Genomic DNA, 14,794 nt, shown 5'->3' on the forward strand with positions numbered 1-14,794 from the left:
CGCCGGCTATGCCAGCAATGAGGGCAGCGGCCATAACGCTCCCTCGCAAGCCAATCACTCGAAAAACTCCCCGAGATACAGCCGGCGGAACTCTTCAGGCGAGTGAAACAGTCTGGCCTCGTGCAGCAGGTCGGCCATGTCGCTGCCCCAGTAATGCCGCTCGAAGTGACCACCCTTTGCGTGCAGCAGCTGCAGGAGGATGTCATCCCCAGGGGCACTACCCAGCTTTCGGGTGAAGCGTGGAGACGAGTAGTAGTAAGCGTTCGAGCGAACGACTGCGGATTTCAGCCAATCAAACTCGTCGTAAAACCACACGCCATCAGCAGAATCGGCGTCATCGGGGAGCTTCTGCAGATCCCGATAAACATAGGCGCCGGGCAATTGAGCCTTAAAAAAACTCTCCAAACCCTTAGAGCAGACGATCCGGACCTTTACGCCATCGGCGAGATATCCCCTCGCCTTGATAATGAGGCGGTTGGTCTTTCCCGTCTGCCGAGGGCTGATCTCAAGCCCCAACGGACCGGCTTTTACGCTTTCGCGCAACGCCAATAGCTCTTGGCTGTGCGCAGTTGAAATGTCACCGATCGCTATCGGCACGTTGAAGCGCAGGTGCTTCGAGCATGCTGCGTGGAGACTCTGCGCATGTTCAAACGGCGTCCCCTCGGGCATGAGCAGAATATCTCCCGGCTGAAGTCGCAGACGTTTGAGGTGATCGTAGGCAGAGCGGATCTGTGCATTCTGCTCAGGGCAAACGCAGATGTGCTTTCCGCATGGATTGCTCATGCGGCCACCAATGCGCGGTCCTGGTGCCGCTCGAAGGCGCGCTCCAGCTTCACGTCGTACAAGTTTCGCTGGTAGTTCGGGCCGTTGTAGAGCTTGGCCACCGTTGCCCACTTCTGCGCCTTCAAGGCCTTGAGCAGGTTGGCGTCGGCTTCGATGTAGCGGACGAATGCCTCCAGGTGGTCCGCTTCGCTGCGATTCATCGCTGCCACAAAGTCGTGCACGCTGGAGTAACCCAGGCGCTGCCAGTGGTAGCCCATGACTTGGAAGCCGCCCCAGCTGGCGGACTCCAGCGCCGCTACGTCGTCCAGTTGCCGGGCCTGAGCGAGGCGCTGATGCTCAGCGCTCCCGCCGATGTAACCGCCGGCTTTCGGGTTAACCAGGTTGGGCACCTGCTTGGCCAGTTGCTCGGCGCGCTGGTGCAGCTGCTCCTGGTCATCACCGGATGAGCGGACCAATTGCAAGCGGTCAAACATGACGTGGCGCTCGAAAAGGATTACCGGCTTGCCGTTGTCCAGGAAGCCGAGGCCATTTGATTCGACCTCGTTCAGGGCATACACAACCGCGATCGGTACGCCGAGACGGGCGGAAGCCTGGACCAAGTCGGAATGTTTGAGGAGCTTGCCGGTGTCCAGGCCTTGCAGGCTGGCCATGGTCTTCGGGCCGGCGGCGCCATCTGAAACGAGCCCAACTTTCTCCTGGTAGGCCCGAACGGCCGCCTCGGTGGCATCGCCAAAGGCACCGTCAGTTTCCAGCTTGGCGCCTTTGGAGTTCAGCAGGCGCTGCAGTTCGCGAACCGCCTGGGAGCGGTCGCCATGTCGAAGGGTGGTCATGCTGTTCCCTCTTTACGGGTGAAGAACTTCTTCGCGGTTGCACGGGTGAACTCGACGCCTAGCAGGCCAATGACGCCCCCAAAGAACGGGGCCGCACTGATTGGGATGCCGATCAGTGACAAGCCGTGGCTGGCCGACAGGGCCAATGCGCCGCAGAGCGGGGCTTCGACAGCCATGCGGCGGATACCGCCGCCACCGTAGATCACTCGCAGGGCGGCAATAACGATGGCCAGACCGCCGGCATACAGGCCGGGCCAGTTGTGTTCGAGCCAGGTGGCGAGCCAGGCCCAGGTTTCAGGGCGGTCAGGCATTGGTGTCCTTCCTTGGTTGGATGTTGGGGTGGCTGGTCAGTCCCATAGGTTCACCATCTGGCGCTCGGGGGCTGCCGCTTGCAGTTCGGGGAGGGTGACGAGCAGGCCAGAAGGAAGCACAGGCCCCCTGTCGGCCAAGCCCGGATTGGCATCGAGCACGGCCTCGACCACGCCGGCCGTGCGGCCGTAGTGACGCCAGCACAAGGCGTCCACGGTGTCGTTTTGCTGAGTGCGCTTCTGCTCGGCCATCACAGCAGCTCCACGGTGGTGCGCGAGGTGCCCAGGAAATCGCGGACCGCCCAGCGCTGATCGCGCCTGTAGTCTTCGATGGTCGGGGCCGTTTCGTCGGCCTTCTTGGCGCCGCTGGCGGTGCTGTCGAAGTTTCGGTACCGCTCGCAAACCTCGGCGCCGGCCGCGCACTCGACGGCACGCACGTACAGGTGCACGCGCTCGGCGTTGGTGAGGCGGTCGTCATCTGGAACGGCGGCCAGGGAAGTGAAACCCTCGGCCTGCCTGGCCGCCCGCCACTTGGTTAGGTCCCGGTTGATGCTGATGATGCCCGCGACAACGGCGGTTTCGAGACGCGGAGGCGTGACGCTGGAGTCGATGCGCAGGGTTTCCCGCAGCTTGTCCAGGTCAATGGACGGCCAGAAGGGGTTGCTGTTGATGTGGGTGCCCGGTACCGATTCGCTCGGCACCAGACCGCCGGCAATGAATCCGCTCATGGTCGTGCTCTGAATAGGTCGGCGGTGGTCGGGACTTCACAGCTGAGCCAATGGCCGCTGATCCGACCCGAGCCGCCGGGTTGCGTGGGACGCTCGGTTAGCTGGCGGGGCCAGCGAGTTTCTTGAGGAGACGCTCGGCGGTCTCCAGTTCTTTCTTGCCGCCGCAGTGGGCGTCCTGCTCGATCGCACGCTTGAGCAGGTCGATGCCGCGTTGCAGTTGGCCTGGTTGGCCGGGGTTGCTTGGATCCAGGCCCTGCAGCGTTGCCCGTGCCAGTGCCAATTTCAGCTTGGCGCTGACCTCATCAGGCATGTCCTGGTCTTTCGTCAGCTCAGCCGTTCGCAACAGGGTTTCGATTGGGAACGGCTTGTCTGCTTTCTGGGCCTTGAGGGCGTTTTCAGCGATTTCCTCGGCAATCAGGCAGCCGCTGGTGCGATCAAAGCGGTTGGCCATCTTCAGGCCATGCTCTAGGACATAGGCCGCAACATCGAGGCCGGCTTCCCACTCTCCAGCGTCAAAGCGCCACAGCATGATGGTGGTAACCACATCATCTTGAGCACCGCGGCCCGACGCCAACACGCCGTCGATATAGGGCTTGTACTCGCCGATCAGTTGCGCCTTCAGCAGGCACTTGCTCTGAATTGACTGGATCTGCCGCAACCGCAGCTGATCCTGCTGCATCTTGGCGAGCATCAATTCGTATTGATTGAGCCCTTCCATCAGGGCGGCCGGTGCTGCGCTTGCCGCCTCCTTGGCGGCTCGTTTACGCAGCTGGGTTTGTTGCGACAAAGTCAGTCCCATGAGTTACGCCTCGGTTGGGGCCGGGTAGGTCAAGGCTTCGATGTTCTCCACCAGGGCAACAGCGCCGAAGTCTTCGATGACGTAGGCGTCGTTGCTGGACTGGTAGTCCGCGATCCGATCGAACTCCGGCTCGTCCTTGAGGTGACGGCGGCGTGCGCCTTCCTGCCAGTAGATCGACAGGTTCTTCAGGAAGGTGACCAGCACGGTGCCCGCCGGGAGGAAGGGAGCATCGACGACCGGCAGGCCGCCCAGACGGGCACGGCTGACGATTTCCTGCGCTGCGTTTTCTTCCTGGTTGGAGGTCGAGCCCTTCTCTACAGCCTTGAGCAGCTTGTCATGCATCAGGTCGCGGCTGACCAGGACAACCAGGTCAGGGCGAGAGCGATGCCAAGGGTCGAGCATCTGGATCGCGTCAAACACCACACCGTCGAGGGTTTGATAGTCGCCGCTGATCTCGGTGTCGACGCCGGCCACCTTGACGACCTTGGTTGTACCGACGCGGATCTTTCCTTCTACCGCGCCTTCGTCCAGGACCCGATCGGTTGCGCCTTCACGGATCTTCTGCAGCCAGCCCTTGTTAACATCCTGCAGCAGCGGGTTGGCAGCGCGATCAGTTGCAACGGCAACGGAGGTGCCGTTGAAGCCGATCATGATGCGGTCAAGCGCTTGGCGCTCAACGATGGCGTTGGTCAGCAGTACCTGGAACTCAGGGAACTTGGCCCAGGCATCGAGCAGTGCGTAGGGGAACGAAGTGTCGAAGTTGGTTTGTACGCAGCTGTAGCTGTCCTTGGACATCTCGGCGACGTTGGCCGGATTGCGGCGGTTACCCGCCCCGGTGTTGGTGCGGCTGGCCACAGGACCATTTACGCCTGCGAGCAGAGCTTCGCCTTGCTGCTCGTCGACGCCGATCACGTTGATCGCTTTCAGGAAGGCCGACGATTCCTGGGTGGCCTTTTCCAGGGCCTGCTGCACGGTGGGTGCAACGTTGAATTTTTCGGTGGCACTGGCCACCCCGTTGACCAGCGCAATCTGCGCGGCCAGGGCTGTAAAGACGATACGGGTTGCGTTACGCATTGTGTGTTCTCCGGGTGTTCAGGCTGGGTGAGATCAGAACTGGGTCAGCACTTTGCCGTCGCCACCGGTGGCCGGTGGACGGTGCTTTTGGCTGTGGTCTTCGGTATCGCCGAGGCGCTTGACCAAGTCGTTAAAGTCGGTGGTCAGCTTGGTGACCTTCTCGACCAGGTCATTGCGAGCGGCCACCTCCTCGGTGAACGCTTCGCCCTGTTCCTTGGCGTGCGTGGCCAGTGCCTCGATGGCCTCTGTCAGCTCGGAGAACTGGGCGTCATCCTTGACAGCTTTGTCCTTGCTCTTGCCGAGGGCTTCCATCACCCGCGAGAACAGTCCGGCGACCTTGCTCTCGCTGTCGGTGACTTCCTCGAATTCGAGCGCGATTTCGATGGCCTCGGAGAACAGGTTGTCCGGGTCATTTTTTCGCGCCTTGAGTGGGTTGGCCTCGGGATGCTGGGCGCTGAAGGTCAGCATCTCAGTGCCCAGGCTGGCCGGCGTGTCAGTTACGGCGATGCCGTCCAGGTAGGCGCGGCCGGTGTCTGCGAACTTCGGGCGGATCTCGATGCTGGTGAAGATTTTCTGACGGGCCTTGTTCAGGGCGATCAGGTCGGCGGTAGGCTCGATCTGGGCGAACAGGGCCAGCTTCTTCTTGCCGGCGACCTCTACTTCCTCGGTTTTCAGTGCCACGACGTCGCCGTAGGCCTTGAACGGGCCGTCTGGCAGTACGCTGCGGAAGTGTTCGAGCCAGACGCGAGCGCCATAGGTGTTCGGGTTGTAGGTTTCGGCAGCGTCCACCAACCACTGGCGCTCGATGGTGCGGCCGTCAGTGGTTGCGCCTTCAACGGCGACGCGGAAGAACTTGCTGCGGAATTTCTTGCTTGCTGCCATGCGGGCTGTCCTCAGTGCGGTGGCGTTGTGCCTTGCGATGAGGGGCATGGTCCGCAGCGGGCTGCTATACGGCAACGCGCTGCACTTGTAGGCCTGCGGGCTACAGGGGGCGCCAGTGGGTGAATACGCGCGCGAGCGGCAGCATCGGCGCCATGAACACTACCGCCCAACCTACGACCGATCCGCGCCGCCAAGCCAAGTTCATGTATTGGACTGGGTGGCGCATCACCGATATCGCCGATTATCTCGACGAGAAGGAGAAGACCGTCCACAGCTGGAAGGCCCGAGATGAATGGGATCGGGCCGACAACGTCGAGCGTATTGGCGGCGCCCTGGAGGCGCGGCTGGTGCAACTGATCCTCAAGGACGGTAAGACCAGCGGCGACTTCAAAGAAATCGACCTTCTGCACCGGCAACTGGAGCGGCAGGCGCGTATTCAGCGGTACCAGGGCGGCGGTACCGAAACCGACTTAAATCCGAACATTGCCAAGCGGAACGAAGGGCCGAAGAAGCAGGCCAAGCGCAACGAGCTGGATGAGGAGCAGATCGAGAAGCTTGTCGACGCCTTCCGCGACAGCTGTTTTGACTACCAGCTCGACTGGTACCGCGCTGGCAATCAGCGCACCCGGATGATCCTCAAGAGCCGGCAGATTGGCGCAACGTTCTACTTTGCCCGGGAAGCACTGATCGACGCCATTACGACCGGTCGAAACCAGATCTTCCTGTCGGCCAGCAAGGCCCAGGCGCACCAGTTCAAGACGTACATGCAAGCGTTCCTCAATGAGGTGCTGGGCATCAAGTTGACCGGTGACCCCATCGTGCTGTGGAACAACGCCGAGCTGCACTTCCTGGGTACGAACTTCCGCACCGCCCAAGGACGGTCCGGCAACTTCTATTTCGACGAATTCTTCTGGGTGCACGGCTTCGCCGAGATCAACAAAGTGGCCTCGGGTATGGCGCTGCACAAGAAGTGGCGCAAGACGTATTTCTCCACGCCGAGCAGCATGGCGCACCCGGCCTACACCTGGTGGACAGGCGAGCGGATCAACAAGGGCAAACCGACCGCGCAGCATATCCAGCTGGATGTGACCCACGAGGCCCTGCAGCAGGGCCGGCTGAGTGAGGACAAGATCTGGCGGCAGATCGTCACGATTATGGATGCCGAAGCCAGGGGCTGCGACCTGTTCGACCTGGACGAGCTGCGACTCGAATACGACGCGGCAGCGTTCCAGAACCTGCTCATGTGCCAGTTCGTAGACGACGGGGCGAGCATCTTCCCGCTCAGTATGCTGCAACCCTGCATGGTCGAAAGTTGGGACTGGCCCGGATACAGCCCGTTCGCTGCCCGGCCTTACGGAGAGCGACCGGTATGGGTTGGGTACGACCCGGCAGAGACCGGTGACTCGGCCGGCCTGGTGGTGCTCGCGCCTCCGTTGGTACCGGGCGGGAAGTTCTTCCTGTTGGAGAAGCACCAGTTTCGCGGAATGGACTTCAACTCGCAGGCCGAGACGATCCGCCAGATCACCAGGCGCTACAACGTGGCGTATATCGGTATTGACACCACTGGCATGGGCAGTGCCGTGGCCCAGCTGGTGCGCCAGTTCTTCCCCGCGCTTCGCACTTTCGCCTACAACCCCGAAGTCAAAACCCGCCTGGTCATGAAAGCGTGGGATGTCATCAGCAAGGGCCGGCTGGAGTTTGATGCCGGGGCTACTGACGTGGCGCAGTCCCTCATGGCCATTCGCAAAACCATCACACCTGGCGGTCGCCAGTTCACGTACACCGCTGGCCGGAACGAAGCCACCGGCCACGCCGACCTGGCTTGGGCGCTTTTCCACGCCCTGCATAACGAGCCGCTCGAAGGGCAGACCGCTACCAACACTCGCATCATGGAGATCTTCTGATGAGCAACATCGATCTGGCCGGCGCCGCGCCGGAGCCTGCTGGTGAGCTGCTCGCCAACCCCAGTGCCCGAGCCGAAGCCTTCACCTTTGGCGATCCGGTACCGGTCCTGGACGGGCGTGAGATTCTGGATTACCTGGAGTGCTACCTCAACGGTAGATGGTATGAGCCACCTGTCTCGCTGGAAGGCCTGGCCCGATCTTCGAAGGCCAGCGTCTACCTGCAGTCTGGACTGATCTTCAAGCGCAACGCCCTGGCCCGGACATTCATTCCCCACAAGCTGCTGAGCCGGCAGGCTTTCGAGCAGATCGTCATGGACCTGGGGTGGTCGGGCAATCTGTACCTGGAGAAGCGCGACAACATGCTCGGCCGGGCGATTGGGCTTCGGCCTTGCCTGGCGAAGTACATGCGTCGAGGTGCGGATCTGGAAACCTACTACCAGGTGCGCGGCTGGCGTGATGAGCACGAGTTCAGGGCTGGCAGCATCTGCCATCTAAGGGTGGCGGACATCAACCAGGAGGTGTACGGCCTGCCGGAATGGTTGCCAGCGCTGCAGGCCGCGCTGCTCAACGAGGCGGCAACGCTGTTCCGCCGCAAGTACTACCAGAACGGTAGCCATGCGGGTTTTATCTTGTACATGACCGACGCAGCCCAGAATGAAGACTTTGTCGACGACCTGCGCACGGCAATGAAGAGCAGCAAGGGACCGGGCAACTTCCGCAACCTGTTCATGTACGCGCCCAACGGCAAAAAGGACGGTATTCAGCTGATCCCGATCAGTGAGGTGGCGGCGAAGGACGACTTCGGCGCGATCAAGAACATCAGCCGCGACGACCAGTTGGCCATGCTACGAATCCCGCCGCAGCTGATGGGCGTTGTACCGCAGAACTCTGGTGGCTTCGGTTCGGTACGTGAGGCTACCCAGGTGTGGGCGGTGAACGAGCTGGAGCCCGAGCAGGCCAGGCTGCTGCAGATCAACGAATGGCTGGGGGAGGAAGTGATCCGGTTCAACCCCTATGAGGTGCCGGCCGGCAATACCAACTGAAACAGAAAAGCCGCCCATCGAGGCGGCTTTTTGTTATCCCAGCTCGATATCGGTGAGCTTCGATATCTGCTTTCTCATAAACCCTTTGCCAAGTGCTGCCAGCGTATCCATGGTAAACACGCCTGCGGCTGTTGCGCCCTTCTTTGTCAAAGCCCAGACCGCGTCGTCTCGAACTGAGTCGATAAAGTCATGCCCTATTGGGGTCAGCGCCCGGAAGCTGAACTGCCCTGACGGATTCATTCCACGGCCGCCAGCCATGTCGATCCAGCCGCTCTGAAGAATCTGATCGACGTGGTAGTAAACCGCGTCGCTGTCATAGCCCGGTATTGCCAAGTGGTCTTTGTAGCTGACCATGGCAATAGCGGTCGCTGGCTTCTCCAAACTTTCCAACTTCAGCATCAGCAGTCGGATCAGCTCTGGGTCACGCTGCATCATTGTTCCTCCTTGAGGCGGCCCTGCGCCGCATCTGAACGATAGCGCCGATTCCTTCTGGGCACCATTGGGTAGTCGCGCTGTTCTGGGCCCGGCGCGCGCCCTCGTCCCCCCGCCACGCCTGCGGGCTAAACGTGTCGGAATTTCTGCGCCCCTGCAGCCAGGGTCAAGCCGCCCAGTATCTGGGCTTGGGCAGGTGGTGAGCTGTGTCGGCGTTCTGCGAATCCCTGCAGCGGCGGGGTTTTCTGTGGCGAACGGGGGGGTGGGCTCAGTGAATCTGGGGGAGCCATCGGAAAAAGGTAAGTTTTCGTGGAGAAGGGGCTGGGGGATCTCAGAGGCCCGGATTTACTGGGCTTGGTCGCTAACTTTTGATGGTTAGGAATGGTTAGGTTTGAGGTTAGGGATTCTCAAGTGCCTGATTTTAAAGGGATTTATTTTTGAGAAACTGACTATAGGTAAAGGTAAGGAAATTACTATTACTTAACCAAAACCTAACTTTTAGAGGTCTTCTGGAGGCCAGAAACGGAGAGGGATGCAGCCTGTTCGCATGAAACCTAACCGACCTAACCTTTTTCCGATGGGTCAACATCAAACGGCGGTCGCCCCTAGGGGGAGGCTGGTCGAGGGTGACACGCAGATCTGCGCTTGTGCACGCCTCTTGTTACGTCGGTTGTTACGCGCACTGCCGAAACGACATGAAGAAACGCACGTAACACCTTGATAAATATGGTGCCGGCACCAGGAATCGAACCCGGGACCTACTGATTACAAGTCAGTTGCTCTACCATCTGAGCTATACCGGCAATGGGGCGTCATTATAACGATCGGTTGGCGCCTGTAAACCACTTCCTTTCGATTCAGCGCAAATGAGCTAAGTCACCGGCCTAAAAGGAGAATTTTCTTACCAGCCGCGGTGGATGGTATTGACGCTGGGCTCGGTCTTGCCGGGGTTGAAGAACAGCTTGTGGTTGTCGCAGCCGCGCTTGCGGCATGGGGTTTCGCCGCGCAGCGGCAGGCCGTTGTCGCCGCCCAGTTGCATGCCTGGGGTGTTCCAGTCCAAGTTGCCGTGATGGTGCGTCGGGGCGCTGCTCGCGCAGGCGCTCAGGGTCAGGGCGGAAGCCAGCAGGGCGAAAATTTTGGCTCGGTTCACGATGTCTAAATCCGTTTGTCCACTGTCGGTTCTGGCGCAACGCCAGAAGGTCGCGAGGCTGGCGGGCAGCATGCGACGTCGCTTTTTAATGATTTGGGGGGCGGATGATACACCGTTGGCTCGCAAGGCGGTGCATCGGTTCGGGATTGAGCCTCGCTCACGCAGAGAAGGGCTGGAGCCTTCTGAATTTCCGCTCTTCTGTAGGGCATTTCTGAACTTGAAACCAAATGCTTCGGGGTTGGGCGGTTTGGGAATTATCCTACGCGCGCTACTGATGTTTCGCTGTTGGCGGGGTAAAGCCCCAGGGATACCGTTCCTCGGTCGCCGATTTCTGGTGACCGGGCGTGAGAACCCGACGGTGAATAAGCAGTAGCCAAATGGTGGCCGTACGCGGGCAGGCTTCGGCCTGGCCGAGCTTCCTTATTCCCTCGGTTTCTCACCCCGTGTACGGCTGCCACCCAATTCCGTGAGAAAGATTTTCGTGGCAGGCACATCCACTGGAATAAGGATTTAGCCATGAAAAAGACTGTCCCCGACCCACCCCGTCGCATCCTCAATTTCCCATTCTTCTCCATCCACAGCGGCATCACCCCACCCGACGCCCTCGCTCACGCCAGCGAACTCATGCGCGGCGTGGCCGAAACCATCGACGAACACTGCCGACTCCATGCCGGTGAACCAGGCCTGAACATGCTGAGCACCGCCGCGCATGCCGCCGAATCTGCCCGGGCATTGGCCGAACATGCACTGGCCCGCATCAGCACCACAAAGCAAGAGGACTGAAAGCGATGAGCGACCAACCTAAAACCGCCGTCACCGCTGGCGTGGCAACGTTGATCGAAGTGGGTAACCCTCCGGTGGATCTGCTGCGCGTGGTCGCGGGCATCCCGGTGGACTATGCCTACGATCAGGTGTCGGTGCTGCTGGGCTACATCACGCATCTTGTGCGCGAAGGCGATGCCGAGGATGACCACAAGCTGCTCGGTGCAGCCGATTACCTGAGCGCCTTGGCGAAGGCATTGATGAATGATGTCGAGATTGCCAGGAACAAGATGAACTGAGGGAGGCTCTTGTGAAAGGTGGCCCGGAGTGGCGATGACACTTCAGGGTCATTGGGGTCGCTTTGCATCCTTTTCGCGACGCAAAGCCGCTCCCACAAGGTGGGTTTGGGGATGGAGCTCAATGGAGTGGCTTATGCTTATGCACAATCGGCAGCGGGGGGCCGAGCGAAACGCGTGCCGGTTTTCATTACCATTGGTCTTTGCGCAAATGCCTGTTTTTACTGGCTTCAGTGGCTGCCTGGAATAAGCCGTGAGCCTCAAATAGCGCTTGGATCCAACGATTCATCACAAGCTTGTTCACAGAGTTATCCACAGGTTTTTCTGCGGCTAACGGTCGCGTTCTGCCAGCAACAGAAGGTTGCGCGGAGTCAGTGGATAGTCGCAGAACAATCCCAGTTGCACGGTGTAACCGTGCGCTTGCAGATACAGCGCACGGTCCAGTACCAGCCAAAGCTCCAACGGTCGGCGGAACAGGTTGCGTAGCCGTTCGAGGTTGCGCACCTGCGCCAGGCGCTGCCAGCCAGCGGCCTCCAGGGCTTGCCAGTCCGGTGTGCCGTGCAGGGGCAGCTGCTTGAGCGCTGCGAGGTCGCGGCAGTATTGCTCGAAGGTCTTGTCCAGCCATGCGGTTGGCAGCGAAGGGGTGGGCAGGTAATCGTCGCATTGCCGCTGCTGGCGCTGCAGCAGGTCGAAGCCCAGGCGGCGCGCCATCGAGGCGTCACGTTGGCGGCGCACGCGGGCGCTGGCAGTGACGGCTTCGCACAAGGGCAACGCCAGGTCATCCACGGACAGTGTCAGCGCTGAACGCTGCGCCGCTGTGGATAACGCCTGGTACTGCGGGGTACGGATCCGGTTGTAGCAGCAAGGGGCGACCGCCAGGTGGCGGCAACCTGCCTGGCTGGCCGATTGCAGCAGGCGCACATGCAGGTCGCCGCAGGCGTGCAAGGCCACGGCGCTGGTGTCTGGGCCCAGGTGGCGGGCACTGTCGGCGGCCATCACGTCCTGCTGCACGTGGGTGGCTGGCAGACGGTGGTGATCGCTCAGCGCCTGGCCGGCGGCCACCAGCTCGGCGTCGTACTCCAGGCAGGTCAGCTGCTGGCCCGGCTGCAACAGCCTGCGCCCCAGGTGGCCCTTGCCGGAACACCAATCCAGCCAGTGACGCGGTTGCTCGCGAAAGCCCAGGCGGCGGCTGAAGGCGTCTATCTGCTGCCATTTGCGACCGGGAACGTTGACCTCCAGACGGTGGTTGGCGAAGGAGGCGCTGACGTCCGGAAGGTCGCCGAGGGCCGACAGCTCAGCGGCCCGTTGGGCCAGCTGGGGGAAAGGCGAGGGCAGCAAGTCGGGGGCTTGCTCGGCTTCGGCGTCGGCCAGCGAGCCTTGGCGCAGATGGGCGGCGAGTTCGGGGTATTGGGCTTCCCAATCCAGGCGAAGGCGGGTGAATGGCCTTGGTTTCCACAGCTGTTGATGCTCGATCAGGAACTGGTCGAGGGCCTGGAAGCGGTCGCTTAAGTGGTGGCTGTGGAGGACGGGGCGCATGGGGTCGGGGAGCGGGTTGATTGGAAGGGGTATCGCTGGCAAGCCGGCTCCTGCAGGAGCCGGCGACGGGGGTCAGCGGCCTTGGCAGGCGTCGACGCGCAACCAGCGTTCGAGCACTTTGAAGCCCTGCACCAGCACGAACGAGATGACCAGGTAGAACACCCCGGCCGCGAAGAAGATCTCCACCGGCAGGTAGGTTCGGGCGATGATGGTGCGGGCCATACCGGTCAGTTCCAGCAAGGTCACCGTACTGGCCAGGGCGCTGGCCTTGAGCATCAGGATCACTTCGTTGCTGTAGGCCGGCAGGCCGATGCGGGCCGCGCGCGGCAGCATGATGTAGAACAGCGTCTTGCCGCGAGACATGCCCAGCGCCCGTGCCGCTTCGATCTCGCCCTTGGGGATGGCCTGCAATGCACCGCGCAGAATCTCGGCGATGTAGGCGGCGGTGTGCAGAGTCATGGTCAGCACCGTGCACCAGAACGGATCGCGCAGGTACGGCCACAGGCTGCTGGAGCGCACCAGGTCGAACTGAGCCAGGCCGTAGTAGACCAGGAACAACTGCACCAGCAGCGGCGTACCACGGAAGAAGAAGATGTAGCCGTAGGGCAGGGCGCGCACGTACCAATGCCGCGACGAGCGGGCGATGCCCAGCGGGATGGCCAGGATCAGCCCGGCGACGACCGCGATGGCGACCAGCTCCAGGGTCAGGGTGGCGCCTTGAGCCAGGCGTGGCAGCCACTTGATGATCACTTCCCAATTCATTATTCGGCCCTCGCAAAGCCGCGAGCGGCGCGTTTTTCCAGGAAGTGCATGCCGGTCATGGCGACGATGGTCAGGCTCAGGTAGATGCAGGCCGCGACCATGTAGAAGGTGAAGGGCTCCTTGGTCACGGTCACGCCGATTTGCGCGTGGCGCATGATCTCTTCAAGGCCGATCACCGACACCAGCGCGGTGTCCTTCATCAGGATCATGAACAGGTTGCCAAGGCCAGGCAGGGCGATACGCCACATCTGCGGCAGGATGATCCGCGAGAGGATGCGCCCTTTCGAAAGGCCCAGCGCCAGGCCGGCCTCACGGTGACCCTTGGGGATGGCCAGGATGGCGCCGCGGAACACTTCCGTGGCATAGGCGCCGAAGCACAGGCCCAGGGCGATCACGCCGGCGGCGAAGGCGCTGAGTTCAAGGCCGGGCAGGTTCAGGGCTTCGCCGAGGCTGTTCATCAGGCCGACGGTGCCGAAGTAAATCAGCAGGACCCAAAGCAGTTCCGGTACGCCGCGAACCAGGGTCGAGTAGGTGCCGCCAAGCCATTGCAGTGGCTTGGCCGAGGAAGTCTTGGCCAGTGCGCCGAGCAGACCGAGGACCAGCCCCAGCAGCAATGCGCAGAGCGCCAGTTTTACGGTCATCAGGGTGCCGGCCGCCATGGCCGGACCGAATCCGTGCAGGTCGATATTCATTGGCAGGTGCGTTCTAGGGACTGGCGCGCCGCAGGGGCGCGCCGGTCGGGGCGGATCATTCGATGCTGAATGGGAAGTACTTGTCGTTGATCTTCTTGTACGTTCCGTCGGCCTTGATTTCAGCCAGGGCTTTGTTCAGCTTCTCGCGCAGTGGGTCACCCTTGCGCACGGCGATGCCGATCTTGTCGCTGTCCATCACAGGCTCGCCCTTGAACTCGAAGTTCGAGCCGTCTTTGCTTTTGAGCCACTCGTACTGCACGTACTTGTCGGCCAGGATGCCGTCGATGCGGCCGGAGACCAGGTCCAGGTAGGCGTTTTCCTGGGTGTCGTACAGCTTGATTTCAACAGCGTCGCCATAGTTGTCTTCCAGCCAGGTGCCGGCCAGGGTAGCGCGCTGGGTACCGATCACCTTGCCCTTGAGCGAGGCCTTGTCGGTCTTGAAGTCGACGTTCTTCGGCGCGATGAACTGCAGTTTGTTGGAGTAGTACGGGTCGGTGAAGTCAACGGCCTGCTTGCGCTCGTCGGTGATCGACAGCGAAGACACCAGGAAGTCGAACTTCTTGGCGTTCAGGGCCGGGATGATGCCGTCCCAGTCGGAAGTGACGACCGAGCACTCGACTTTCATCTTGGCGCACAGGGCGTCGCCGATGTCTTTGTCGAAGCCAACCACGTTACCGCTGGCATCCTTGTTGTTGAAGGGTGGGTAGGCCGCTTCGATACCCATGCGCAGTTTTTCCGCGGCCATGGCGTTTGCCGACATCACCAGGGTGGCAGCAGCTGCCAGTAGGAACTTCTTGTAGGTCTGCATGTATT

18 protein-coding genes and 1 tRNA gene are annotated in these 14,794 nt (G+C 61.3%); 4 read left to right on the forward strand and 15 right to left on the reverse strand.

The window, feature by feature from the left end; all coding sequences use genetic code 11:
- Positions 1-54 precede the first annotated feature (54 nt).
- From C4Q26_RS13125 to C4Q26_RS13160, 8 genes are all read right to left on the reverse strand, one after another.
- Positions 55-783, reverse strand: a complete 729-nt coding sequence (locus tag C4Q26_RS13125; protein WP_104883158.1) for a hypothetical protein — start codon at positions 781-783, stop codon at positions 55-57.
- Positions 780-1,613, reverse strand: coding sequence for an N-acetylmuramidase family protein (locus C4Q26_RS13130; RefSeq protein ID WP_104883159.1), 834 nt, complete (start codon positions 1,611-1,613; stop codon positions 780-782). Before C4Q26_RS13130 ends, C4Q26_RS13125 begins: the two co-directional genes overlap by 4 nt.
- On the reverse strand, positions 1,610-1,924 hold the full coding sequence (locus C4Q26_RS13135; protein WP_099813805.1) for a phage holin, lambda family: 315 nt from the start codon (positions 1,922-1,924) through the stop codon (positions 1,610-1,612). The genes C4Q26_RS13130 and C4Q26_RS13135 overlap by 4 nt, the downstream gene beginning before the upstream one ends.
- 36 nt (positions 1,925-1,960) lie before the next feature.
- Positions 1,961-2,173, reverse strand: coding sequence for a tail protein X (locus C4Q26_RS13140; protein ID WP_104883160.1), 213 nt, complete (start codon positions 2,171-2,173; stop codon positions 1,961-1,963).
- Positions 2,173-2,649 carry a head completion/stabilization protein gene (locus C4Q26_RS13145; protein WP_104883161.1) on the reverse strand — a complete coding sequence of 159 codons (477 nt, stop codon included), beginning with the start codon at positions 2,647-2,649 and terminating at the stop codon, positions 2,173-2,175. The genes C4Q26_RS13140 and C4Q26_RS13145 overlap by 1 nt, the downstream gene beginning before the upstream one ends.
- Positions 2,650-2,746: 97 nt before the next feature.
- Positions 2,747-3,448 (reverse strand): phage terminase small subunit, encoded by a 702-nt coding sequence (gene gpM / locus C4Q26_RS13150; RefSeq protein ID WP_104883162.1) that lies wholly within the window; start codon positions 3,446-3,448, stop codon positions 2,747-2,749.
- A 3-nt stretch (positions 3,449-3,451) separates the two neighbouring features.
- The gene (locus C4Q26_RS13155) at positions 3,452-4,522 is read right to left on the reverse strand and encodes a phage major capsid protein, P2 family (protein WP_104883163.1); all 1,071 of its coding nucleotides are present in this window, start codon (positions 4,520-4,522) and stop codon (positions 3,452-3,454) included.
- Between the two features lie 33 nt (positions 4,523-4,555).
- Positions 4,556-5,404, reverse strand: coding sequence for a GPO family capsid scaffolding protein (locus tag C4Q26_RS13160; RefSeq protein ID WP_104883164.1), 849 nt, complete (start codon positions 5,402-5,404; stop codon positions 4,556-4,558).
- Positions 5,405-5,556: 152 nt separating this feature from the next.
- Here C4Q26_RS13160 and C4Q26_RS13165 point away from each other — a divergent pair, with 152 nt between their 5' ends.
- Together C4Q26_RS13165 and C4Q26_RS13170 are read left to right on the forward strand one after the other, a co-directional pair.
- The gene (locus C4Q26_RS13165; RefSeq protein WP_104884043.1) at positions 5,557-7,308 is read left to right on the forward strand and encodes a terminase ATPase subunit family protein; all 1,752 of its coding nucleotides are present in this window, start codon (positions 5,557-5,559) and stop codon (positions 7,306-7,308) included.
- Positions 7,308-8,351, forward strand: coding sequence for a phage portal protein (locus C4Q26_RS13170; RefSeq protein ID WP_104883165.1), 1,044 nt, complete (start codon positions 7,308-7,310; stop codon positions 8,349-8,351). The genes C4Q26_RS13165 and C4Q26_RS13170 overlap by 1 nt, the downstream gene beginning before the upstream one ends.
- Positions 8,352-8,384: 33 nt before the next feature.
- Here the strand turns inward: C4Q26_RS13170 and C4Q26_RS13175 are convergent, their stop codons facing one another.
- The 3 genes from C4Q26_RS13175 to C4Q26_RS13185 all read right to left on the reverse strand — a co-directional run bounded on the left by C4Q26_RS13175 (position 8,385) and on the right by C4Q26_RS13185 (position 9,933).
- Positions 8,385-8,786: a DUF2513 domain-containing protein gene (locus C4Q26_RS13175; RefSeq protein ID WP_104883166.1), complete on the reverse strand. Its 402-nt coding sequence runs from the start codon at positions 8,784-8,786 to the stop codon at positions 8,385-8,387.
- Positions 8,787-9,510: 724 nt separating this feature from the next.
- A tRNA-Thr gene (locus tag C4Q26_RS13180) sits at positions 9,511-9,586 on the reverse strand.
- A 98-nt stretch (positions 9,587-9,684) separates the two neighbouring features.
- Positions 9,685-9,933, reverse strand: a complete 249-nt coding sequence (locus C4Q26_RS13185; protein WP_104884044.1) for a hypothetical protein — start codon at positions 9,931-9,933, stop codon at positions 9,685-9,687.
- A 516-nt stretch (positions 9,934-10,449) separates the two neighbouring features.
- On the opposite strand from C4Q26_RS13185, the gene C4Q26_RS13190 reads away from it, so the two are divergent.
- Positions 10,450-10,716, forward strand: a complete 267-nt coding sequence (locus C4Q26_RS13190) for a hypothetical protein (protein ID WP_027907600.1) — start codon at positions 10,450-10,452, stop codon at positions 10,714-10,716.
- 5 nt (positions 10,717-10,721) lie between these two features.
- Positions 10,722-10,994 carry a DUF3077 domain-containing protein gene (locus C4Q26_RS13195; protein WP_023382811.1) on the forward strand — a complete coding sequence of 91 codons (273 nt, stop codon included), beginning with the start codon at positions 10,722-10,724 and terminating at the stop codon, positions 10,992-10,994.
- A gap of 327 nt (positions 10,995-11,321) precedes the next feature.
- Here the strand turns inward: C4Q26_RS13195 and C4Q26_RS13200 are convergent, their stop codons facing one another.
- The 4 genes from C4Q26_RS13200 to C4Q26_RS13215 form a co-directional block, all read right to left on the reverse strand.
- Positions 11,322-12,527, reverse strand: a complete 1,206-nt coding sequence (locus tag C4Q26_RS13200) for a methyltransferase (RefSeq protein WP_023382810.1) — start codon at positions 12,525-12,527, stop codon at positions 11,322-11,324.
- Between the two features lie 72 nt (positions 12,528-12,599).
- Positions 12,600-13,289: an ABC transporter permease gene (locus C4Q26_RS13205; protein ID WP_023382809.1), complete on the reverse strand. Its 690-nt coding sequence runs from the start codon at positions 13,287-13,289 to the stop codon at positions 12,600-12,602.
- Positions 13,289-13,981 (reverse strand): ABC transporter permease, encoded by a 693-nt coding sequence (locus C4Q26_RS13210; protein WP_023382808.1) that lies wholly within the window; start codon positions 13,979-13,981, stop codon positions 13,289-13,291. Before C4Q26_RS13210 ends, C4Q26_RS13205 begins: the two co-directional genes overlap by 1 nt.
- 55 nt (positions 13,982-14,036) lie before the next feature.
- Positions 14,037-14,789, reverse strand: a complete 753-nt coding sequence (locus tag C4Q26_RS13215; RefSeq protein ID WP_023382807.1) for an ABC transporter substrate-binding protein — start codon at positions 14,787-14,789, stop codon at positions 14,037-14,039.
- Positions 14,790-14,794 lie beyond the last annotated feature (5 nt).

Origin of the sequence: Pseudomonas sp. SWI44, assembly GCF_002947915.1 — a bacterium.
GTDB lineage: Bacteria > Pseudomonadota > Gammaproteobacteria > Pseudomonadales > Pseudomonadaceae > Aquipseudomonas > Aquipseudomonas taiwanensis.